Here is a 19967-nt window from a genome sequence, read left to right as displayed (position 1 = left end):
TGATCCGGCACACTTCACATCCGGCACACTTCACATTTCGGCACCCACCACATAAGGAGATATTCGTGAAGCACCCCGCTACACGAAGGAAATTTGCGGCGGCCTCTGCCGCGGCGCTGGCGGCGTTGACGCTGTCCGGCTGCGCGCCCGCCAGCGGAAGCGACGACGTCGTCACCCTCGATTTCTTTCAGTTCAAACCTGAGGCGGTGGGCAACTTCGAGGAGATCATCGCTGATTTCGAGGCTGCCAACCCTGATATCAACGTGGTCCAGAACCACGTCCCTGACGCTGACACCGCGATCCGCACGCTCTTGGTCAAGAACAAGACCCCGGATGTGCTGACCCTGAACGCCAACGGCAACTATGGGCTGCTCGCGGAGGCCTGCGTGTTCGCGGACCTCACTGACATGCCCACCACGCAGACGGTCATTCCCGCGGTGCAGGACATTGTGCAGGAACTTGGAAGCTGCAACGGCTCGGAGATCAATGCGCTGCCCTTCGCCAACAACGCGAGCGGGATCCTCTATAACAAGGACCTCTTCGAGGAGTACGGGGCCGAAGTGCCCGGCACCTGGGACGAGCTGATTGCACTCGCGGACATGTTCAAGGCCAACGGAGTGACACCGTTCTACACGACGCTGAAGGACGGGTGGACGGTGAGTCCCGCGTTCGTCAACCTCGCAGGCGCGCTGCAGCCGGACGGCTTCTATGACTCCCTGCGCCAGGAGGAGACCTCCTTCTCGGCCGAATACCCCGAAGCCATGGAGAAGGTCGCCAAGCTGTTCTCCTACGGCCAGGAGAACTCCCCCAGCCGCGACTACAACGCGGGAAACGCAGCCTTCGCCAACGGTGAATCCGCCATGTACCTGCAGGGCAGCTACGCTATTCCACCCATCCGTGCGGCGAACCCGGACGTCAACATCGGCACGTTCCCGTACCCGGCCACCAACAACCCGCAGGACACGGTAGTGGTCTCGGGCGTGGACGTGGGAATCTCCATCGGCCGGGATACCGAACATCCCGAGGAGGCCCGCCGCTTCGTGGAGTTCATGATGTCGCCCGAGATTGTCCAGCGGTACTCGGAAGCGCAGAGCACCTTCTCACCGATCGCGGACAGCCCGCCCAACGCAGACCCCGCGTTGGAAGGCCTCGCCCCGTACTTTGAGAGCGGCCGCATCATCGGCTTCATTGACCACCAGATCCCGCCCAGCCTTCCGCTTCCGGCCTACCTGCAGGAATTCATCCTCAGCGGCAACACCGAAAGTTTCCTCGCCAAGATGGACAACGAGTGGGACAAGATCGCCGAACGCACCATCACCCGAGAGGAGGCACGCTCATGAGCGTTCCCACCCTGGCGCGACCGGCGAAAAAGCTGCCCCGCGCGTTTTACCTCATGGTTCTGCCCGCCTTTGCGCTGTTCCTCGTCTTCCATACGGTCCCGGTGCTCACCGGCATCTATTACAGCTTCACCAACTACGCCGGCTATGGTGAATGGTCCTTCATCGGGCTGAGCAACTACATCAACCTGTTCCGTGACGAGCGGATCCTGAACGCGTACGGCTTCACCTTCCTGTTCGCGATCGTCTCGACCATCGCCGTCAACATCATCGCGCTGTCGGTCGCCATGGCCCTCAACAGCAGGATCAAGTTCAAGACCGGCTTCCGCGGGATCTTCTTCATCCCCAACATCCTGTCGATCCTGATCGTCGGGTACGTCTTCAACTACCTGTTCTCCAACTCGGTGCCGGCGATCGCCGAAGCGCTAGGAATCAACGCCCTGACCAGCAGCATCCTCGCCGGTGAGGATACCGCGTGGATCGGCGTCGTCATCCTGTCCGTGTGGCAGGCGGCGGCGTTCAACATCATCATCTACCTGGCCGGCCTGCAGACCATTCCGGGTGAACTCTACGAGGCGGCGTCGCTGGACGGAGCCTCGGCCTGGAAGCAGTTCAGCACCATCACCTTCCCGCTCATCGGGGCGTTCTTCACCATCAACATGGTCCTGTCGCTGAAGAATTTCCTTCAGGTCTTCGACCAGATCATCTCACTCACCGGAGGCGGGCCGGGCACATCGACGGAGTCGATCTCCGTGCTCATCTACCGCGGTGGGTTCCAGGGCGGCGAATACGGTTACCAGACGGCCAATGCCGTGATCTACCTGTTCGTGATCATCGCTATCTCGTTCATCCAGCTGCGCATCCTGCAGCGCAGGGAGGCCTCGTTCTAATGACTGCAACAGCCCAATCATCCGAACGCCGGGTACTGAACGACGGCGGACGCGACCACAGCGCCCACCGCCCCGACAGGCGGCAGATCAACTGGTGGCTCACCGCGCTGGTGGCGGTGCTTTCCCTCACGATCTTCATCCCGCTCTACTTCACCGTAGTGACGGCGCTGAAGACCCCCGACGAGCTGGGCGGATCCGGGTTCGGCCTGCCCGGCGCCCCCGCCTGGGGCAACTTTGCCGAGGCCTGGACCCTGACGGACTTTCCCCGGGCGCTTCTGAACAGCGCGATGATCACCGTGGGGGCCGTGCTGCTGACCCTGCTGACGAACTCCATGGTGGCGTACGCGATCGCGCGGAACATGCACCGGAAGCTGTTCAAGGGCCTCTACTTCTACTTCATTGCGGCGCTCTTTGTGCCGTTCCCGATCATCATGCTCCCGGTCGTGAAGGAGACGGCGCTCTTCGGCCTCGACAACCAGCTGGGCCTCATCCTGCTTTACACGGTGTACGGGCTCTCGTTCAACATCTTTGTCTACGTGGCGTACATCCGGTCCATCCCGATGGAGCTCGAAGAGGCAGCCATCACCGACGGCGCCAGCACCTGGACCGTTTTCTGGAAAGTCATCTTCCCCCTCCTCGGTCCCATGAACGCCACCGTCGGCATCCTCACCTGCCTGTGGGCCTGGAACGACTTCATGCTGCCGCTGGTCATCCTGTCCGACCCGTCCGCGCAGACCCTGCCGCTGGCCCAGTTCATTTTCCAGGGCCAGTTCAATACCAACTATCCGGTGGCGTTCGCGTCCTACCTGATGGCGATGGCACCGCTGCTCCTGGTGTACCTTTTCGCACAACGATGGGTAATCTCCGGAGTGATGAGAGGATCAACCAAATGAACCCGGCCACCGAAATTACAGCAACCGAACCCGCCTGGTGGACAGGCGCCGTCGTCTACCAGGTCTACCCGCGCAGCTTTGCCGACTCGAACGGTGACGGAATCGGCGACCTCGGAGGGATCATCAGCAAGCTCGACCACCTTGAGGAGCTCGGGGTGGACGTGGTGTGGCTTTCCCCGATCTATTCCTCGCCGCAGCATGACAACGGCTATGACATCAGCGACTACCGCCGGATCGATCCCACGTTCGGCACTCTTGAGCAGTTCGATGAACTACTCAAGGGCGTGCACAGCCGTGGGATGAAACTCGTCATGGACCTCGTGGTGAACCACACATCCAGCGAACACCCCTGGTTCATCGAATCAGCGTCCTCCACCGACAACCCGAAACGGGACTGGTACTGGTGGCGCGATGCACGGGAGGGCTTCGAGGCCGGAGAAAAAGGCGCGGAGCCGAGCAACTGGGGCTCAGCGTTCAGCGGACCGAGCTGGACCCTGGATCCGGCCACCAACCAGTACTACCTCCACCTCTTCGCCCCCGAGCAGCCGGACCTGAACTGGGAAAACCTGGAGGTGCGCAGTGCCGTCTACGAGATGATGAACTGGTGGCTGGACCGCGGCGTGGACGGTTTCCGCATGGACGTCATCAACTTCATCTCCAAGGATCCCGCGCTGCCGGACGGTCCGGTCCCGCCGGGAAAGCTCTGGGGCGACGGGTCCCAGTACTACGTGTCCGGGCCGCGCATCCACGACTACCTGCAGGAGATGCACCGCGAGGTGTTCGACGACCGCGACGCGGAGCTGATCACAGTCGGGGAGATGCCCGGCGTGACCATCGATGAGGCGAAGCTCTTCACTGATCCTGCCCGCCGGGAGGTGGACATGGTCTTCCAGTTCGAGCACGTCGGGCTGGATCATGGGCCGGGCGGAAAATGGGACTACAAGGGACTGGACCTGCGTGATCTCAAGACTTCGTGGAACCGTTGGCAGAAGGGCCTGGCCCGTACCGGCTGGAACAGCCTGTACCTGAACAACCATGACCAGCCGCGCCTGGTCTCCCGGTTCGGCAACGACGGGGTATTCCGGTACGAGTCCGCCACCTGCTGGGCCGCCCTGCTCCACCTGCACCGGGGGACGCCGTACGTCTACCAGGGCGAAGAGATCGGCATGACCAACGCGCCGTTCGAAACGGTGGGCGACTTCCGGGACATCGAGTCGATCAACCACTTCTACGAGGCCACGGGACCGCTGGGACACGAGCCGGGGGAGGTGCTGCGCAACCTGCGCATCATGAGCCGCGACAACGCCCGCACGCCGGTGCAGTGGACCGCGGGCGAGCAGGCTGGATTCACCAGCGGCACTCCGTGGATCGGCGTCAACCCGAACTACCCGCTGGTCAACGCCGACACCGACCGCGCAGCCGAGAAGTCCGTGTTCCGGTTCTACCAGCAGCTCATTGAGCTGCGCCACAGGGATGAGACAGTCCGCCTTGGCGAATTCGCCATGCTCGCGGAGGACCACCCCACGCTCTATGCATTCACCCGCACAGGTGCAGGCGGGTCCCTCCTGGTCATCGGCAACGTCTCAGGGGCAGCGTTGTCGCTTCCGGAGGACGAGTCCCTGGCCGATTCAGCGCGCAAGGGAACCCTCGTCCTGGGGAATTACGATGGTGAGCCGGCTGCCGATCTGCGGCCCTGGGAGGTACGGATCCTCCGCCTCACCTGAAACCGCTTTTCCCGACCGTTGATTTGTCAGGACACGCCGCTTTCCCCGCGCCAGACGGGGTGTGTCCTGCCAAATGACGGCTCAGCGTTCGGCGATCAGCGTCTCCGTGTACAGATCGACGAGCCCGGTCATGCCGCTGCGTTCCATCGCCTGACGCTGCCGGACGGCGCCGGTGCCGCGCTCCCATACCGTTGTGAGCCCGGCGAGGATCCAGTGGGTATCCCCGGCATCGTCCAGTGCGTCGCCCACATGCTCAAGCAGGCGGTCCATCTGTTCCCGGGCAGGCACCAGCGTGCCGGTCAGCGGATTGACGACGGCGCCGGTCAGACCCTGGCGCGCGGCCTGCCACTGCGCGGCATCCAGCAGCTCCGCATCCGGATCCGGAAACGGCGTGCCCTCGAGTGCGTCCCGGACTGCTGTTGAGACGAGGCCCCGGACCAGGCCGCCGATCAGGACTGAATCCTGCGCCTCGAGCTGGGAATCAGCCGTCCGCACCTCAAGGGTGGGGTAGTGGTCGGAGAGCCTGGCCACCCAGGTAAGTACGCCGCGGTCAATGATCACGCCGGTGTCCACCAGTCGCTGGATCCGGCGTTCATACTCGGCGGCGTCCGTGAAAACGGGCGGGCAGCCCTGCACCGGCCACCGCCGGTAGTGCACCGTGCGCCAGCTGGCGAACCCGCTGTCCCGGTCCAGCCAAAACGGTGAGTTGGTGCTGAGTGCGGTGATGATGGGAAGCCAGGGGCGGATCCGGTTGAGCGCCTGCACTCCGGTTTCCTTGTCCGGAATCGACACGTGGACATGGAGCCCGTTCACAAACTGGTCTCCGACGATGCCGGGGGCGCTCGACTTCAGCTTGTAATAGCGCTGCTTGTCTGTGAGCTCCGGATAGCTGTCCTCGATGCGCGGAGCGGTTGCTGATCCGCTGGCCCGCACGCCGGATTTCCGCGCTGCCGCCGAAAGCTGCCGCCGGAAGTTCAGCAGCGATTCCTCTGCCTCAGTGAGCGTGGAACACACCGGCGTTGCTGTTTCGATCTGACAGCTCAGCAGCTCGCGCTGGATGTCCTCGTCCTTGACGGATCCGCCGGTTACCAGAAGAGCCTGCACATCAGCTGCGTTGAAGACCGGCAGTCCCGATTCCGGATGCAGCAGGAGGTATTCTTCTTCAATTCCCAGCGTGGCCATAGGGCGCCTTTCGATGGAGCGACGGAATGTCCCCAGTGTAGGCATCAGACTCCGCGATGCGCGCCCGGGCCTGTCACACAGCGCCGGTTGCGAGCAGTCCCAGCCACCCGGCTGCAAGCCCGCACCCGATGTTGGAGACCACATGCACGACGGCGGCCAGCTGCCGTCTGCCTGCCCAGAGCGAGACGGCGGCAACAGTGAAGGTGCTGAACGTTGTCAGCCCGCCGGCCAGCCCTGCCGCCCACACCGCATATCGGTCGGCGTCCAGCGTCGAATTCAGCAGTAGCCCCCAAAGGACCCCGATACCGCCGGACCCGAGGATATTCACCACCAGGGTGCCGCCCGGAAAGGGCGGCTTCGGCGGTACTGAGTGGCGCCGTCGTGCGCGGAGCACCTCGAGTGCCTTGTCGACGGCGAAACGCGCCAGCGCGCCGGCCATACCGCCCAGGCCCACGAGCGCCGCGAGCATCATGCCGCTGTCCTCCGGGCCAGCGCGATCCCCGCCGCAGCGGCCGCAAGACCGAGCACGAGCGACAAGCCCAGGTAGGGCACCAGCAGGGCAGGCTCGGCGAGGGTTGCGAGCGCGACTGCCGAGAAGGTGGTGAAGGACCCGATGAGCCCCGGGCCCAGGCCGGCCTGAAGCCACCGGGGGGTGCGCGCGCCCGCGGCCCAGGATGCCGTGAGCCAGCCGAGCAGGAGGCTGCCGGCGACATTGATCGCGAGAGTGGTCCACGGATAGGCCCCGGGCGGCTCCGGAAAGACAACGCCGAGCAGGTAACGAACCTCCGTGCCGGTGAAACCGCCGACGGCGACGGCGGCCCATACCTTCCAGCTGAGGTGATCGGGGGGAACATGTGGCCGTGAGGTCATGGGACCAAGCTACAGCCGGCGTGTTCTCCCACCGATTCGAGCCAGATGGCCCGGGTGAGCTCATCGCCGAAGCTGAGGTTCCGCGCCCCCGCGCCCCTGCCGACCCTCGCCTCCAGGGATCCGCCGAAGGGTGCCCGCCCCAGTACGGTCATGGCCGCGCCGATCCCCACTTCCTCGGAGGCGAGGAACCTCAGGAGTTGTGGGTTTTCGTCGCTGATTCTGGCGACCCGGCCCGAGTGTCCGTCATCGAAGCGGTACAGCGGGAGGGCATCCGGCAGCGTGATGGAGCCCGCCGCCGTCGGAATCGGATCGCCGTGCGGGTCGGCGGGAGGGAAGCCCAGCCTGGCATCGAGCCGGTCGATGAACATGTCGGAGACGGTGTGCTCGAGAAGCTCGGCCTCATCATGCACCTCATCCCACCGGTACCCGAGATCCTGTACCAGGAACGTTTCGATCAGGCGGTGCCGCCGGACCATGGCCAGGGCGAGGCGCCGTCCGTCGGCGGTGAGCTCGACGGGGCGGTAGGGCTTGTGGTTGACGAGTCCCAGCTCGGAGAGTTTCCTGATCATTTCGGAGACCGACGAATTGGCGACGGACAGCCGGGCAGCCAGCCGTGATGAAGTGACCGGCTCATCGTGCCACTCCGTCAGCGCGTAGATGGTCTTCACGTAGTCTTGGACGCTCGATGAGTCATTTCCCGCGGGGTTGGGCCTGGCCGCCATCTCAGACTGCCTGTCCGGCAGGGGAGCCGGCCTGCCGCCGTCGTTGTCTGAACTGGGACAGCAAGCCGGTGCGAGGCGCCGCGACGTAGGCGGCGGTGAAAGCGAGCGCCTGGGCGAGTACCACGGAGGCGCCCGTGGAGATGTCGAGGTAGTAGCTGGCATAGACGCCGGATACTGCGGCCGTGGTGGTGATGGCGACGGCGAGGACAACCATGCGGTCGAAACTGCGGGTCAGCAGGAAGGCCGTGGCGCCCGGAGTGATCAGCATGGCCACCACGAGGATGATGCCCACTGCCTGCAGCCCCACCACCACGCTCAGGGCGAGCAGCCCCAGCAGGAGGGCACCGAGGAAACGTGTGTTCAGCCCGATTACGTGGGCGTGGGTGCGGTCGAAAGCCAGCAGGGTGAGGTCGCGTCGCTTGAACAGCACGATTCCGAGTGTAAGCGCGCCGAGGGTCAGCACCTGCCAGAGCTCGCCGTCCGTGACGCCCAGGACGTTGCCGAAGAGGATATGCATCAGGTCCACCTGGGAGGGGGTTCGCGAGATGATGGCCAGGCCCACAGCGAAGAGGGCCGTGAAAACCACTCCGATCACGGTGTCGGACTTGAGCTTGGTGGTCGACTTCACCGCGCCGATCAGGGCCACCGCTCCGGCGCCGAAGATGAAGGCACCGATCGAGAACGGAACTCCCACAATGTAGGCGAGCGCAACCCCCGGCAGCACTGCATGGGAGACGGCATCTCCCATGAGCGACCAGCCCATCAGGATGAGCCAGCAGGACAGGACGGAGGCGACGACGGCGGCCGCCAGGGTGACCAACAGCGCCCGGGTCAGGAAGCCGTACTGCAGTGGTTCGAGGAGGAATGCTGCGGGGTCCATTTACGCTCCCGGTGCGATCGGAGTGGCGGAGGGTGTGGCGGCAGGCACGGGCGGGCTTCCGGGACCGAAGGCCCGCGCCAGGTTTTCGTGGGTCAGGACCTTCGCCGGTGTTCCCTCGGCGAGGATGCGCTGGTGCAGGAGGATGGCGCTGTCGCAGAGCTGGGGAAGGCCGGCGAGGTCATGGGTGGAAACCAGGACGGTGCGGCCCTCGCCCTTCAGATCGTGGAGCAGCTCGACGATGGTGGCTTCGCTGACCTTGTCCACGCCCGCAAACGGTTCATCCAGGAGCAGGAGCTGGGCTTCCTGCGCGATGCCGCGGGCAACGAAGGTGCGTTTCTTCTGTCCGCCGGACAGCTCCCCGATCGGCCGGTTACGCAGCCCGGTGAGGCCCACCCGCTCCAGCGCATGGTCCACGGCAGCCCGGTCAGCCCGTGACGGATGCCGCAGCGGCCCCATGTGCGCGTACCGTCCCATCAGGACGACGTCCCCGACGGACACCGGAAAGTTCCAGTCCACGTCCTCGGACTGCGGCACGTACGCCACCAGCCGGCCTTTCCTCGCGGCCGTCGAGCTCCGCCCGAAGAGCGCAAGGGAGCCCTGCTGGGCATTAACCAGCCCCATGAGGCACTTGAAGAGCGTTGACTTGCCGGACCCGTTCACACCGATCAGCCCGCAGATCTGTCCGCGGTTGACCGTGACGCTCACACTGTCCAGCGCGGTCACATCGCCGTAGTGCACGCTGAGCCGGTCGACGACGATCGCCGGCTCGGTAGGGTTCAGGGAGGTCTGGTTCATGGTGTCAATCCTTCGACGATGAGGTTGATGTCGTGCCGCAGGAGATCGAGGAAGGTGGGGACCGGTCCGTCAGCCTCCGACAGGGAGTCCACGTAGAGCGGACCGGCCAGCGCCGCACCGGTGCTGCGCGCCACCTGTTCCTGCGCCGATGGGTTCACGGTCGATTCACAGAACACGGTGGGCACGTCGTGTTCCTCGACGAACGCGATCACGTCCAGGATCTGCCGGGGTGTGCCCTCACTGTCGGAGTTGACCGGCCAGATGAACGCTTCCTCCAGTCCGGCATCGCGGGCGAGGTAGGAAAAGGCTCCCTCGCACGTTACGAGCGCCGGGGTAGCCGCGTCTGCCTCGAAAGCGGCCTGCAGATCAGTCAGCAGGGCTTCGAGTTCCTGCTTCAGTGCCTTCCCGTTCGCTGCGTAATCACCTGCGTGTTCCGGATCAAGGTCCGATAGCGCCACCACGATGTTCTCCACATAGATCTGTGCCGCCTTGGGCGACATCCACGCGTGCGGGTTGGGGAGTCCCGCATAGCTTCCGGACCTGATGTCGACCGGTTCGACGCCCTCCGAGAGCACAACGTGGGGAGCGTCCACAGAGAGCACAAACCGCTCAAACCAGCGTTCCAGGCCCAGCCCGTTGTCAAGGATCAGGTCTGCGTCCTGTGCGTTGATGAGGTCGGAGGGCGTCGGCTCATAGCCGTGGATTTCCGTCCCGACCTTGGTGATGGACTCGACGCGGATGTGTTCCCCGGCCACGGAACGGGTGAGGTCCGCAAGGACCGAGAACGTGGTGAGGACAACCGGGCGGGGATCCGCCTCGGCTGCTGTGCGATCTGTCTGGATACCGCACCCGGTCAGCATGGACAGGCAGATGAGGTAAACCGGAACCCAAAATTTCGGCATGCCTAAATCTAACCCATACCGCACCGGGATTCCAACGACGCCCTCGACACAGCGTGCCGTGGCGTGCATGGTTGGATCTGGGAACGATCAACAGGAGGATTCACCATGAGCGAGAACGCCCAGGCCGAGGAAGAGCCGCGCGAGCACTCGGAACAGCCTGCCGAAGGTGACAGGTCGCAGGATCCCTCGGATACCGGGACGCACTCCCAGGATCCGGCCGAGGGCTCCGACGTGGACGCAGGGTCCTCCGGAGGTTCCTCGTCCGGGTAGTCAGGCTCCGGCTGTAGTCAGACTCCCGATCTGAATCTGCTTCGGGCAGGGAAAGCGGAAGGTCAGGCGCCCACCGGGCACCCACCACCGGCTCTGACGGCACGCCATGAATAGGTGAGATAGGGCAGCTGGAGAATCGCGTCCTCCGCGTGTCCGAGGTGGTCGTGGAGATACCAGGACAGGTTTGCCTCCACCTTCGCGCGCACGCGGGCGGAAGCGTTCTGGTAGTAGCTTCGAGAACGGGCGAGCTCAATGACATCCCCGACCGGGAGGGTCTGTGTCCAGGCGACTACCGAGGACTCCGGAGTCGAAAAGCAGGGACCGAACTCCGGGCGGTAGGACGGCCGGAAGACGTCCCCGGCGTGCATGATGCGTGACAACCGGTGCACCCACGGCACGCTCACGTCCAGCTGGTTCCAGATCAGACCGAAAACACCGTCGGGTCGGAGAATACGCGCAGCTTCAGCGCTCGCCGATACCGGGTCACACCAGTGCCATGCCTGGGCGATGGTGACCACATCGACGCTCGAGGTGCCGAGCCCGGATGCCTCAGCCGTACCCTGCACCCGCCGCACCTGCGGAAGATGGTATCCGAGCACCGACAGCATGTCCTCCGACGGGTCGACGGCCGTCACCTCGGGGCAGCGGCGGGCAAGTTCGCGGGTGAATTTCCCGGTGCCCGCGCCGATGTCGGCCGCGCGCTGCGCACCTGCCGGCACCAGCCAGCCCACGCTTTTCGCAGGGTACCCCGGGCGGACCCGCTCGTAGCGCTCGCTCTCCTGCAGGTAGCCCCGCGCCAACTCACGACGGCGGTGCTCTGCGAGGCGGGGACCTCCGGGACCCATGGCACAACTCCTGGCCGGACTAATAGGAACCCGTCAATTAAATCATCCGTTTTCCCACCGCAGCGCCGCCGGCAGCGCCGCCGGCAGCGCCGCCCGCAGCGCTGACGGCCGGCCGGCCGGGGCTGTCAGTCGGTGACGCACGGAGCGGCCCCCGCGGTGCCCGGAGTGGGTGGAGCCCATTCCGGGAAGGAACGGGTCTCGACGGCGGGGACCCAGCGCCCTGCGTCCACCACATAATCGGTTCCCAGACCGTTCCGGAGGAGGGAGGTGAGGCCGGTCAGCAGCCGGTCGACGTCGTCCTGGCGCGAACCGAGACCCAAACTCGCCCGCAGCGATCCGGAGGGCAGTCCCAGGCGCTTCAACAGCGGGTGGGCGCAGAACTTCCCGTCTCTGAGTCCCACGCCATGCTCGGCGGACAGATACGCAGCGACGAGGCCGGCGTCGTAACCGTGGACCGAGAAGTTCACCACACCGATCGCGTCGGTGCTGTCCGTGAAGATGCGGTGGACGGTGACACCTGGAAGCGCCGCGAGCCCCTCGACGAGGGAGGTGCGCAGTAGTGATTCGTGCTCCAGCCAGTCCTTTGCGTCCAAAGCAGCAAGGACTTCCGTCGCGTGCGCCAGCGCAGCGGCACCCAGGACGTTCGGCGAGCCGCCCTCATGGCGTGCCGGACCGGTGGCCCAGGACACCGAATCAACCTTCACCGTCTTCACCGCACCGCCGCCTGCGAGATGCGGGGTGCCCTCGTCGAGCCAGTCCGGCCTTCCCACCAGTACGCCCGCGCCGAACGGCGCATACAGCTTGTGCCCGGAGAAGGCGACGTAGTCAATGCCGTCCCGCACGAGGTCAAGCCGCCGGTGCGGCGCCAGCTGGGCAGCGTCGACGACGATCCGTGCACCGTGGGCATGGGCGGCGGAGGCGAACCGTGCGATCGGCAGCACCTCGCCTGTCACATTCGAGGCACCGGTGACCGCGAGCAGGCTGATCCCCCCGGAGGCGAGTTCCTCCTCCACGGCGGCAAGGGTGGCCTCGACGGTGTCTGCTGCGACGAGCCCGCGGTGGGGGCGGTCAAGCCAGGGCAGCAGGTTGGCGTGGTGCTCCAGGTCGAGGTAGAGCACCTCGCCGTCCTCCGGCAGGCAGCCGGCCAGGAGGTTGAGGGAATCGGTGGTGTTGCGGGTGAAGATGACCGCGTCATCCTCCCTGCCCCCGACGAAGGCCCGGACAATCCGCCGCGCGTTCTCGTACAGGGAAGTCGAGATCTGTGACGCATACCCGGCGCCGCGGTGGACGCTTGCGTAGTAGGGCAGGACGCTCTGCACATAATCGTTGACCTGTGCCAGCGCCGGCGTCGATGCTGCGTAGTCCAGATTCACGTACCGAACCGGTGTGCCGTCGATCAGCGGCGACTGCAGGCCGGCGCCAAGAACGTCCGCCAACGGCGATTCGGAAAGGTTCTGAACGGTTTCCAGGATGGCATTGCTCACGGATGTAACCCCACAGTGGTCTCAAGGGACCTGCAAAGGGAGGTCCCGCGCTTGCCGAACCACATTCTGATCCGGCCTGGTCGTCACCCGGGGCACCCCACCGCGGATGGAGGGTTGCCGGCCAGCAAACCGGGGTTTAGCGCTGGCACTCGTGACCTAGGAATCCAGAATAGGACAGACCGGAGGCATCCGCGCGCATTGTTACGCGGCCGGCTCAGGCGCCGGCACCCTCCTGGAGCAGGTCATCCAGTGAGGGGTTGAGCGTCTTCAGCACATCGCTGTGCAGGATGCTGTTGGTGGCGAGCGCGTTTCCGCCGAACGGTCCGTCGGCACCTTCAAGCGAGGTGAACCGGCCGCCGGCTTCGGTGACAATGGGGACGAGCGCTGCCATGTCATACAGATTGAGTTCCGGCTCGCAGGCAATGTCCACGGCACCCTCGGCCACCAGGCAGTAGGACCAGAAGTCGCCGTATGCCCGCGTGCGCCAAACTGACTCGGTCAGCGACATGAACTCGTCGAGATTTCCGCGCTGCTTCCACCCTGAGAGGCTCGAGTAGGAGAGGGAGGCGTCTTCCAGGCGGGACACGCTCGAGACCCGCAGCCGGGTTGCCGCGGCCAGCGACTTGCCCATGAACGCACCGGTGCCGGTCGCCGCCCACCAGCGCTTGCCGAGAGCGGGAGCACTGACCACCCCGACGACGGGGCGCCCCTCATCGACCAGCGCAATGAGTGTTGCCCACACGGGAACGCCTCGGACAAAGTTCTTGGTGCCGTCAATCGGATCGATGATCCAGCGGCGGGAGCCCGCACCGCTGCTGCCGAACTCCTCGCCAAGCACCGCGTCCCTGGGACGGGCGCGGGAGAGCTGTCCGCGGATGGCCTCTTCGGCTGACTTGTCCGCGTCCGTGACCGGCGTGAAGTCCGGCTTGGTCTCAACCGCCAGATCCAGTGCCTTGAACCTGGACATGGTCTGGTCGTCCACGGAGTCGGCCATCACATGGGCAAGGCGCAGGTCATCGTTGTAGCTCTGGAGGTTCATACTCTTCAACCTATATCCTCTGCACGCGCGGGTGCGGGAGGCCCGGGCTGAACGTGCCCAATGTGTGCGTGCTGGCCCTTGGGACCTCACCGTTAACGCAGGAAAGGGACACCGGCCGTCAGCCGGTGTCCCTTTCCTTGAAAACTAAGAGTTAGAGAACGGAGATGTTCTCAGCCTGGGGACCCTTGGGTCCCTGGGTGGTCTCGAAGCTGACCTTCTGGTTCTCCTCGAGCGAGCGGAAGCCGCCGGAGTTGATTGCGGAGAAGTGAGCGAAGACGTCAGCGCCGCCGTCATCAGGAGCGATGAATCCAAAGCCCTTTTCAGCGTTAAACCACTTGACTGTACCTGTTGCCATTTTATTCATTCCTTGAGTGTAGGATCCCCCCGTACTTCGGGGTTCCCGTCGCGGTGTTCATCTCGCCTGCAAAAAAAGCTTTCGAACTCCGTAGAGAAATCAAGGCTAAATATTCGTGCGCAACACAACAACTGGATTCAGTCTAGCAGGCTGCGGGCCGGTTCGGGTGCACCGGCTACTGCTGTCCCAATTCCTTCGACCCCTGCGGCGTTTCGATGCCTGCGCCAAGGAGCCGTCGCAGGGAGGAAAGCCGCACCGGCCCGGACTCGCCGGCGTGCCCGGATTCCACCCAGTCGTCCAGTCCGCAGTTGACCGCGCTGTCATCATGCCTGCACCCTCGTTCGCACTGGTCGGTGCCGGGCGCGAGGTCGGGAAAAGCAGCGAGGATGCGGTCAGCATCCACATGGGCAAGGCCGAATGAACGAATTCCGGGCGTGTCGATGATCCACGTGCCCGGTGCGGAGTCGGCTGCCTTGAGGGCGTAGGCCGAGGACGAGGTGTGGCGTCCGCGCCCGGTGACAGCATTGACGCCCCCAGTGGCGCGGTTGGCTCCCGTGAGCGCATTCACCAGGGTGGACTTCCCGACGCCGGAATGCCCGAGGAGTACACTCACCCGGCCGTCCAGCAGACCCTTCAGCTGCGCGACCGCCTCAGGCGCCAGAAGTGCGGAAGTGCCGCTGGCGGAGGTTGTCCGCACCGCGTCCGGGGTGGACGCCGTGCGGCTGGTGATGATGTGCAGGTCAAGGTGCTCGTAGTTGGCGAGGAGGTCTGCAGGATCCTGCAGGTCCGCTTTGGTGACGCACAGCAGCGGCTGGATGCCGGCGTCGTACGCGGCCACCAGCGCACGGTCGATGAAACCGGTCCGCGGCTCGGGGTTCGCTGCAGCAACAACAATCACCAGCTGATCGGCGTTGGCTACCACAGCCCGCTCCACCGGATCGGTGTCGTCGGCGCTGCGGCGCAGCAGGGTTCGGCGTTCCTGGATCCGCACCAGCCGGGCAAGGGTGTCCGGCTCGCCGCTCACGTCACCCACCAGCGCCACGAGGTCCCCGGCGACGACGGGGGAGCGGCGCAGTTCCCGGGCGCGGGCGGCGATCACCACGCGCTCGGTTGCCTGGTCCTCATCGACGACGGCGGTATAGCGCCCGCGATCCACGGTGATGATCCGCCCGGTGACCGCATCCTCATGGGCGGGGCGATCCTTTGTCCGGGGGCGGGAACCTTTCTTGTTCGGCCTGATGCGGACGTCGGACTCATCCCAGGAGGAGGTCCCGCGCCGGGATCCGCCGGAGGTCACCTGGGGCCGCTCGGCTCAGCGGTGGCTGCGACGGCCTCCCACAGCTCGGGGAACTGCGGCATGGTCTTGCCTGTGGTCGCGATGTTCTCCACCCCGACGCCGTCCACCACGAGGCCCAGGATGGCGCCCGCCGTCGCCATGCGGTGATCGTCATAGGTGTGGAACGGTCCTCCGTGAAGCGCAGCCGGGCGGATGATCAGGCCGTCGGAGGTCTCCTCCGCATCGCCGCCCAGCCGGTTTATCTCGGCCACCAGCGCCGCGAGCCGGTCTGTCTCGTGTCCGCGCAGGTGCGCTATCCCGGTGAGCAGCGACGGGGTCTGCGCGAGAGCGCACAACGCGGCTACCGTTGGCGCAAGTTCGCTGGTGTCCGCCAGTTCGGCACCGGTGATGGTGCCGGTTCCGCGGACCACCAGGGTGGAATCCTCAGTGAGTTCGACGGCGGCGCCGAGCCGGGGGAGGATGGTCCGCCACTTCGCGCCGACCTGCGTGGTGTCCGCGGGCCAGTGCGGCATCCGTACCGTGCCGCCGGTGGCGACCGCGGCCGCGAGGAACGGGCCGGCGTTGGAGAGATCCGGTTCGATACGGACATCGAAGGCGTTGATGGTTCCCGGCTGCACATGCCAGACATTCGGCACGGAGTCATCGATGACGACGCCGAGCTCCCGCAGCACCTGGACGGTCATGGAAATGTGGTCAAGGCTCGGCACCGGGGGGCCGATGTGTTCGAGGCGCAGGCCTTCGCTGAAGCGGGCTCCGACGAGCAGCAGCGCCGAGACGAACTGCGACGAGGCGCTCGCATCGATCGTCAGTGTCCCGCCCGCAACACCTCCGGAGCCCTCGACCGTGAACGGCAGGGCGTCGTCGTCGTTTTCGAGCGGGACACCGAGTCGGCGCAGGGCGCCGATGACTGTGCCCATGGGACGCCGCCGGGCGTGCGGGTCGCCGTCAAAGAACGTGCGTCCGTTCCGAAGGGCGGCCAGCGGGGGCACAAAGCGCATGACAGTCCCGGCGAGTCCGCAGTCGACGCTTGCGTCTCCGGATGCATCCGCCGGGATGGGGGTGACCAGCAGGTCGGGACCGAATCTGCCGTCGCCGTCGACTTCCTCCACGCCCGCGCCGAGGGAGCGCAGGGCGTCCACCATCAGGCGCGAGTCCCGTGAGTGCAGCGGTGCGCGCAGCCTGCTGGGCCCGTTCGCCAGGGCTGCGAGCACAAGATACCGGTTGGTCAGTGACTTTGACCCGGGCACCTCCACTGTTGCATCAACAGGGCCCAGGGTGTGCGGCGCGGGCCAGAAGGAGGTGGAGGACGGCGCGGCGGGCAGTGCACTCACGTCCCTTAGCTACCCGTGACTTCCGACGCCGTCTTGCGTACTGCTTTTTCGGCCTTCCGGATGTTCTTCCGGGTGTCGTGGCTCAGGGCGAGAGCGTTGCGGCGTGCGTCCTCGGCGAAGTGCTCGGCCCGCCAGGCCCAGCTCGGCCGTCCATTGGTGTCCACCGCTGCGAGCAGCACAGCTCCGAGGAGGGAGAGGTTCTTGATGAGCTGGTTGCGCCGCTCCTTGCGCGCCTTCGACGTGGATGAATCCGCATTGTTGAATTCGACGACGGCGTTCAGCGTGGAGGTCACAACCAGCACCAGTGCCGAAAGCCGGGAGAAACGGCCGATTCCGAGCAGGACGGCGGCTCCCAGATGGGCGGTCCCGAGCACTTTGGCGACAGCCTGTTCGTTGCCTGTCGCGGAGGCGGCAGCGGGGACTGCCTTGGTGATCCGGTCGAGCGTGGGTCGGAGCGCAGCGGCCGTCGCGTCCGTTTTCCGAAGCCGGTCAATGCCCGTAAGGACGAAGCTGCTGGCGAGCAATGGGCGGGCGAGTACGCGAACAAGGGTCACAATGCCTCCTGGTTTCCAGCACCGCGGGCGGCACCGGATCTACTTATGCGGACAAAGTCAGTTACAGCTGGGAATGGATGTGTCTAGTTTTACACTTTTGCTCCAGCGAGGCGATCCGGCTGCGGCGCCCGCGCAGGAATATCCGCTTCCCGGGGACCGTTGTCGATAGAGGAACAACACGCAGAGAACGGATACGAGGAGCAGATGGGTACAGCATCATCGGTACAGGACCGGGTTCCGCGCCTCCAGGTGGCTGCCCCGGCCCGGCCGGCGCAGCGCCCGCAGACCCGTGGACGCGTAGACTTTGCAGCAATGGATACCACAGCCGCGGCCGGGCCCACGCCGACCGAAGACAAGGAACTGGACCTGGACACCGAATCCGTTGCGGATCGGACTGCCCGGTTCGAGCGGGATGCCATGCAGTACGTGGACCAGCTCTATTCTGCAGCCATGAGGATGGCACGCAATCCGGCTGACGCAGAGGACCTCGTGCAGGAGGCCTACACCAAGGCGTTCTCCGCATTCCACCAGTACAAGCCGGGTACAAATCTGAAGGCCTGGCTGTACCGCATCCTCACCAACACGTACATCAACCTGTACCGCAAGCGTCAGCGGGAGCCCCTGCAGTCGCACTCGGACACCATTGAGGACTGGCAGCTCGCCAAGGCAGCCGAACACACGTCATCGGGACTGCGTTCGGCCGAGGTGGAGGCACTCGACCACCTTCCCGATTCCGATGTCAAGCAGGCGCTGCAGGCCATTCCCGAAGAGTTCCGGCTGGCGGTCTACTTCTCGGATGTCGAGGGCTTTGCCTACAAGGAAATCTCGGAAATCATGAATACCCCGATCGGCACGGTGATGTCGCGGCTGCACCGCGGACGCAAGCTCCTGCGGGAATTACTCTCCGAATACGCGCATGAGCGCGGCATGGGTGATTCGGCACGCGCATCCGCCGCTGACGGTGGAACTACACAGGAGAACGGAAAATGAGCGACTGCCATAGCCTTGGCGACTGCGACGATTCACGGATCGAGCGGCTGTACGAGTACCTCGACGGTGCTCTCTCCCACGCTGACCTGGTGGAGATCAAGAACCACCTCGAGGACTGCCCGGACTGCACCCAGGAACATGATCTGGAGTGCGTGATCCGGTCGGTGGTGAAGCGGTCCTGTACGGAGGTTGCACCGGCAACACTCAAGTCGAACATCCTCGATCGCATCAGCCAGATCAAGACTGTCGACCACTAGACAGGCGCCCCACCGGAGGGCACAACGCAAAGGAACCCCCGTACTGGTACGGGGGTTCCTTTGTCTGTGTGACCGTGATGTCAGGTGTTGGGGCGCTTACCGTGGTTAGCGCCGCCGCGCTTGCGATCACGGCGCTTGCGTGCACGCTTGCTCATGGCTGCCTCCTTACGTTGCCTGTGTATGGCTTTACCGGTTGACCGCTCGGGTCCGGACTGCCCTCCAGTCTCCCACACGCAGGCGGGGTGAACCTAAACGCACGCGGCAGGGCCTCTCCGCAGGCCAGGTGCGGCAGAGGGACGGGTGCCCGCCTAGGATAGTGCGGAAGAATCCCCGACAAAGGAGTGCCGCGTGCGTGCAGTATTTGCAGAGTCGATGTCCGCCGAGCGTCCGCTGGAAGGACTGCGGGTCGATGAACTTCCTGAGCAGCCCGCACCGGAGGGCTTCCGCCGGGTGCGCGTGCTTGCCTCGGCGCTGAACCATCACGATCTGTGGTCGCTGCGCGGTGTCGGGTTGGGTCCGGACAAGCTGCCGATGATCCTCGGCTGTGACGGGGCGGGACTGGACGACGACGGCAACGAGGTGATCATCCACAGCGTGATTTCCTCTCCCGGCTGGCAGGGGGATGAGACCCTCGACCCCCGCCGCTCGCTGCTGTCGGAGCACCACCCGGGCACCATGGCGGATTACGTCTGGGTGCCTGCGCGCAATCTTGTGCCGAAGCCGGCGGACCTGACGTTCGAGGAGGCCGCCTGCCTGCCGACTTCCTGGCTGACGGCGTACCGGATGCTGTTCACCACGTCCACTGCATCGCCAGGATCGACGGTCCTGGTGCAGGGGGCCGGCGGCGGGGTGGCCACCGCTCTCATTTCGCTCGCTGCCGCTGCTGGTTACCGGGTGTGGGTCACCAGCCGCAGCGGGGAGAAAAGGGAGCAGGCGCTGGAACTGGGGGCACAGGACGCGTTCGACGCCGGTGCCCGGCTTCCCGAGCGGGTGGACGTGGTCTTTGATTCGGTCGGCGAGGCCACCTGGGCACACTCACTCAAGGCGCTCAAACCGGGCGGCGCCGTCGTCACCTGCGGTGCAACAAGCGGTCCCGCACCGTCTGCGGACCTCAACCGGGTGTTCTTCCTGCAGTTGCGGGTGCTGGGCTCCACCATGGGAACACGTGATGAACTCGGGCGGCTGGCGCAATTCCTCACCGTGAGCGGCGTCCGTCCGAGGATTGATTCCGTGCATGCGCTCGATGACGCCCGGCGCGGGTTCGAGCGGATGGAAACGGGGGATGTTTTCGGCAAGGTGGTCTTCACCCACGGAAGCTGATGCGCTGGCGGAGCCGGCCTTCGCCAGCCG

23 protein-coding genes and 1 riboswitch are annotated in these 19967 nt (G+C 65.2%); of the genes, 8 read left to right on the top strand and 15 right to left on the bottom strand.

All coding sequences use genetic code 11. From position 1 onward, the window contains the following. Window positions 1-65 precede the first annotated feature (65 nt). Genes BLS52_RS06105 through BLS52_RS06090 form a run of 4 tightly spaced genes read left to right on the top strand, consistent with a single transcriptional unit; the run spans window position 66 to window position 4844 of the window. Window positions 66-1340, top strand: a complete 1275-nt coding sequence (locus tag BLS52_RS06105) for an ABC transporter substrate-binding protein (protein WP_026545924.1) — start codon at window positions 66-68, stop codon at window positions 1338-1340. Then, window positions 1337-2227 carry a carbohydrate ABC transporter permease gene (locus BLS52_RS06100; RefSeq protein WP_051470836.1) on the top strand — a complete coding sequence of 297 codons (891 nt, stop codon included), beginning with the start codon at window positions 1337-1339 and terminating at the stop codon, window positions 2225-2227. The genes BLS52_RS06105 and BLS52_RS06100 overlap by 4 nt, the downstream gene beginning before the upstream one ends. Next, a complete protein-coding gene (locus BLS52_RS06095; RefSeq protein WP_090585151.1) occupies window positions 2227-3120 on the top strand; it encodes a carbohydrate ABC transporter permease in 894 nt (297 codons plus the stop codon). The genes BLS52_RS06100 and BLS52_RS06095 overlap by 1 nt, the downstream gene beginning before the upstream one ends. Then, window positions 3117-4844 carry an alpha-glucosidase gene (locus tag BLS52_RS06090; RefSeq protein WP_090585149.1) on the top strand — a complete coding sequence of 576 codons (1728 nt, stop codon included), beginning with the start codon at window positions 3117-3119 and terminating at the stop codon, window positions 4842-4844. Before BLS52_RS06095 ends, BLS52_RS06090 begins: the two co-directional genes overlap by 4 nt. An 81-nt stretch (window positions 4845-4925) precedes the next feature. On the opposite strand, the gene BLS52_RS06085 is transcribed toward BLS52_RS06090, so the two are convergent. The 7 genes from BLS52_RS06085 to BLS52_RS06055 form a co-directional block, all read right to left on the bottom strand. Continuing rightward, complete coding sequence (locus BLS52_RS06085; RefSeq protein ID WP_090585147.1) at window positions 4926-6026, bottom strand: carboxylate-amine ligase; 1101 nt, start codon at window positions 6024-6026, stop codon at window positions 4926-4928. Between the two features lie 73 nt (window positions 6027-6099). Beyond that, the gene (locus tag BLS52_RS06080) at window positions 6100-6498 is read right to left on the bottom strand and encodes a fluoride efflux transporter FluC (protein WP_245702713.1); all 399 of its coding nucleotides are present in this window, start codon (window positions 6496-6498) and stop codon (window positions 6100-6102) included. Next, complete coding sequence (locus tag BLS52_RS06075; protein ID WP_090585145.1) at window positions 6495-6896, bottom strand: fluoride efflux transporter FluC; 402 nt, start codon at window positions 6894-6896, stop codon at window positions 6495-6497. The genes BLS52_RS06080 and BLS52_RS06075 overlap by 4 nt, the downstream gene beginning before the upstream one ends. Then, window positions 6893-7618 (bottom strand): metal-dependent transcriptional regulator, encoded by a 726-nt coding sequence (locus BLS52_RS06070; RefSeq protein ID WP_090585143.1) that lies wholly within the window; start codon window positions 7616-7618, stop codon window positions 6893-6895. Before BLS52_RS06070 ends, BLS52_RS06075 begins: the two co-directional genes overlap by 4 nt. Window position 7619: 1 nt before the next feature. Beyond that, complete coding sequence (locus BLS52_RS06065; RefSeq protein WP_090585141.1) at window positions 7620-8498, bottom strand: metal ABC transporter permease; 879 nt, start codon at window positions 8496-8498, stop codon at window positions 7620-7622. Beyond that, on the bottom strand, window positions 8499-9293 hold the full coding sequence (locus tag BLS52_RS06060) for a metal ABC transporter ATP-binding protein (protein WP_090585139.1): 795 nt from the start codon (window positions 9291-9293) through the stop codon (window positions 8499-8501). Continuing rightward, on the bottom strand, window positions 9290-10195 hold the full coding sequence (locus tag BLS52_RS06055) for a metal ABC transporter substrate-binding protein (protein WP_090585137.1): 906 nt from the start codon (window positions 10193-10195) through the stop codon (window positions 9290-9292). Before BLS52_RS06055 ends, BLS52_RS06060 begins: the two co-directional genes overlap by 4 nt. A 105-nt stretch (window positions 10196-10300) precedes the next feature. On the opposite strand from BLS52_RS06055, the gene BLS52_RS18455 reads away from it, so the two are divergent. After that, window positions 10301-10465 carry a hypothetical protein gene (locus tag BLS52_RS18455; RefSeq protein WP_175460100.1) on the top strand — a complete coding sequence of 55 codons (165 nt, stop codon included), beginning with the start codon at window positions 10301-10303 and terminating at the stop codon, window positions 10463-10465. A gap of 62 nt (window positions 10466-10527) precedes the next feature. On the opposite strand, the gene BLS52_RS06050 is transcribed toward BLS52_RS18455, so the two are convergent. From BLS52_RS06050 to BLS52_RS06020, 7 genes are all read right to left on the bottom strand, one after another. After that, a complete protein-coding gene (locus BLS52_RS06050; protein WP_090585135.1) occupies window positions 10528-11310 on the bottom strand; it encodes a class I SAM-dependent methyltransferase in 783 nt (260 codons plus the stop codon). Window positions 11311-11435: 125 nt separating this feature from the next. Next, the gene (locus BLS52_RS06045; RefSeq protein WP_090585133.1) at window positions 11436-12794 is read right to left on the bottom strand and encodes an aminotransferase class V-fold PLP-dependent enzyme; all 1359 of its coding nucleotides are present in this window, start codon (window positions 12792-12794) and stop codon (window positions 11436-11438) included. 42 nt (window positions 12795-12836) lie between these two features. Beyond that, window positions 12837-12951: riboswitch (SAM riboswitch) on the bottom strand. 57 nt (window positions 12952-13008) lie between these two features. Beyond that, window positions 13009-13833 carry a histidinol-phosphatase gene (gene hisN / locus BLS52_RS06040; protein ID WP_035779443.1) on the bottom strand — a complete coding sequence of 275 codons (825 nt, stop codon included), beginning with the start codon at window positions 13831-13833 and terminating at the stop codon, window positions 13009-13011. A gap of 151 nt (window positions 13834-13984) precedes the next feature. Then, window positions 13985-14188 carry a cold-shock protein gene (locus BLS52_RS06035; protein ID WP_026545912.1) on the bottom strand — a complete coding sequence of 68 codons (204 nt, stop codon included), beginning with the start codon at window positions 14186-14188 and terminating at the stop codon, window positions 13985-13987. A 175-nt stretch (window positions 14189-14363) separates the two neighbouring features. Further along, window positions 14364-15485 carry a ribosome small subunit-dependent GTPase A gene (rsgA, locus tag BLS52_RS06030; RefSeq protein ID WP_090585131.1) on the bottom strand — a complete coding sequence of 374 codons (1122 nt, stop codon included), beginning with the start codon at window positions 15483-15485 and terminating at the stop codon, window positions 14364-14366. Further along, window positions 15482-16816 (bottom strand): 3-phosphoshikimate 1-carboxyvinyltransferase, encoded by a 1335-nt coding sequence (gene aroA, locus BLS52_RS06025; protein WP_090585129.1) that lies wholly within the window; start codon window positions 16814-16816, stop codon window positions 15482-15484. The genes rsgA and aroA overlap by 4 nt, the downstream gene beginning before the upstream one ends. Window positions 16817-16821: 5 nt before the next feature. Next, window positions 16822-17370 carry a DoxX family protein gene (locus BLS52_RS06020; protein WP_090585127.1) on the bottom strand — a complete coding sequence of 183 codons (549 nt, stop codon included), beginning with the start codon at window positions 17368-17370 and terminating at the stop codon, window positions 16822-16824. 204 nt (window positions 17371-17574) lie between these two features. Between BLS52_RS06020 and BLS52_RS06015 the strand changes: the two genes are divergently transcribed. Together BLS52_RS06015 and rsrA are read left to right on the top strand one after the other, a co-directional pair. After that, entirely contained in the window at window positions 17575-18360 is a 786-nt protein-coding gene (locus BLS52_RS06015) for a sigma-70 family RNA polymerase sigma factor (protein ID WP_425425028.1), read from the top strand. Beyond that, entirely contained in the window at window positions 18357-18617 is a 261-nt protein-coding gene (gene rsrA, locus BLS52_RS06010) for a mycothiol system anti-sigma-R factor (RefSeq protein WP_026545908.1), read from the top strand. The genes BLS52_RS06015 and rsrA overlap by 4 nt, the downstream gene beginning before the upstream one ends. Window positions 18618-18697: 80 nt before the next feature. Here rsrA and BLS52_RS19120 read toward each other — a convergent pair whose 3' ends face one another. Further along, on the bottom strand, window positions 18698-18772 hold the full coding sequence (locus BLS52_RS19120) for a 50S ribosomal protein bL37 (RefSeq protein WP_369299106.1): 75 nt from the start codon (window positions 18770-18772) through the stop codon (window positions 18698-18700). A gap of 193 nt (window positions 18773-18965) precedes the next feature. Between BLS52_RS19120 and BLS52_RS06005 the strand changes: the two genes are divergently transcribed. Further along, complete coding sequence (locus BLS52_RS06005; RefSeq protein ID WP_245702711.1) at window positions 18966-19937, top strand: zinc-binding dehydrogenase; 972 nt, start codon at window positions 18966-18968, stop codon at window positions 19935-19937. Window positions 19938-19967 lie beyond the last annotated feature (30 nt).

The sequence above is a fragment of the Arthrobacter subterraneus genome (assembly GCF_900099735.1).
GTDB classification, from domain to species: domain Bacteria; phylum Actinomycetota; class Actinomycetes; order Actinomycetales; family Micrococcaceae; genus Arthrobacter_D; species Arthrobacter_D subterraneus.
Note: the sequence above shows the minus strand (reverse complement) of the source record. Positions and strands in the feature narration are given on the sequence as shown.

Coding starts and splice junctions, on each gene's coding strand:
- BLS52_RS06090 (WP_090585149.1), top strand. CDS start 3,117: ATGAACCCGGCCACCGAAATTACAGCAACCGAACCCGCCTGGTGGACA.
- rsrA (WP_026545908.1), top strand. CDS start 18,357: ATGAGCGACTGCCATAGCCTTGGCGACTGCGACGATTCACGGATCGAG.
- BLS52_RS06095 (WP_090585151.1), top strand. CDS start 2,227: ATGACTGCAACAGCCCAATCATCCGAACGCCGGGTACTGAACGACGGC.
- BLS52_RS06080 (WP_245702713.1), bottom strand. CDS start 6,498: ATGATGCTCGCGGCGCTCGTGGGCCTGGGCGGTATGGCCGGCGCGCTG.
- BLS52_RS06065 (WP_090585141.1), bottom strand. CDS start 8,498: ATGGACCCCGCAGCATTCCTCCTCGAACCACTGCAGTACGGCTTCCTG.
- BLS52_RS06035 (WP_026545912.1), bottom strand. CDS start 14,188: ATGGCAACAGGTACAGTCAAGTGGTTTAACGCTGAAAAGGGCTTTGGA.
- BLS52_RS06100 (WP_051470836.1), top strand. CDS start 1,337: ATGAGCGTTCCCACCCTGGCGCGACCGGCGAAAAAGCTGCCCCGCGCG.
- BLS52_RS18455 (WP_175460100.1), top strand. CDS start 10,301: ATGAGCGAGAACGCCCAGGCCGAGGAAGAGCCGCGCGAGCACTCGGAA.
- BLS52_RS06075 (WP_090585145.1), bottom strand. CDS start 6,896: ATGACCTCACGGCCACATGTTCCCCCCGATCACCTCAGCTGGAAGGTA.
- BLS52_RS06055 (WP_090585137.1), bottom strand. CDS start 10,195: ATGCCGAAATTTTGGGTTCCGGTTTACCTCATCTGCCTGTCCATGCTG.
- BLS52_RS06060 (WP_090585139.1), bottom strand. CDS start 9,293: ATGAACCAGACCTCCCTGAACCCTACCGAGCCGGCGATCGTCGTCGAC.
- BLS52_RS06085 (WP_090585147.1), bottom strand. CDS start 6,026: ATGGCCACGCTGGGAATTGAAGAAGAATACCTCCTGCTGCATCCGGAA.
- BLS52_RS06050 (WP_090585135.1), bottom strand. CDS start 11,310: ATGGGTCCCGGAGGTCCCCGCCTCGCAGAGCACCGCCGTCGTGAGTTG.
- BLS52_RS06015 (WP_425425028.1), top strand. CDS start 17,575: ATGGGTACAGCATCATCGGTACAGGACCGGGTTCCGCGCCTCCAGGTG.
- hisN (WP_035779443.1), bottom strand. CDS start 13,833: ATGAACCTCCAGAGCTACAACGATGACCTGCGCCTTGCCCATGTGATG.
- BLS52_RS06070 (WP_090585143.1), bottom strand. CDS start 7,618: ATGGCGGCCAGGCCCAACCCCGCGGGAAATGACTCATCGAGCGTCCAA.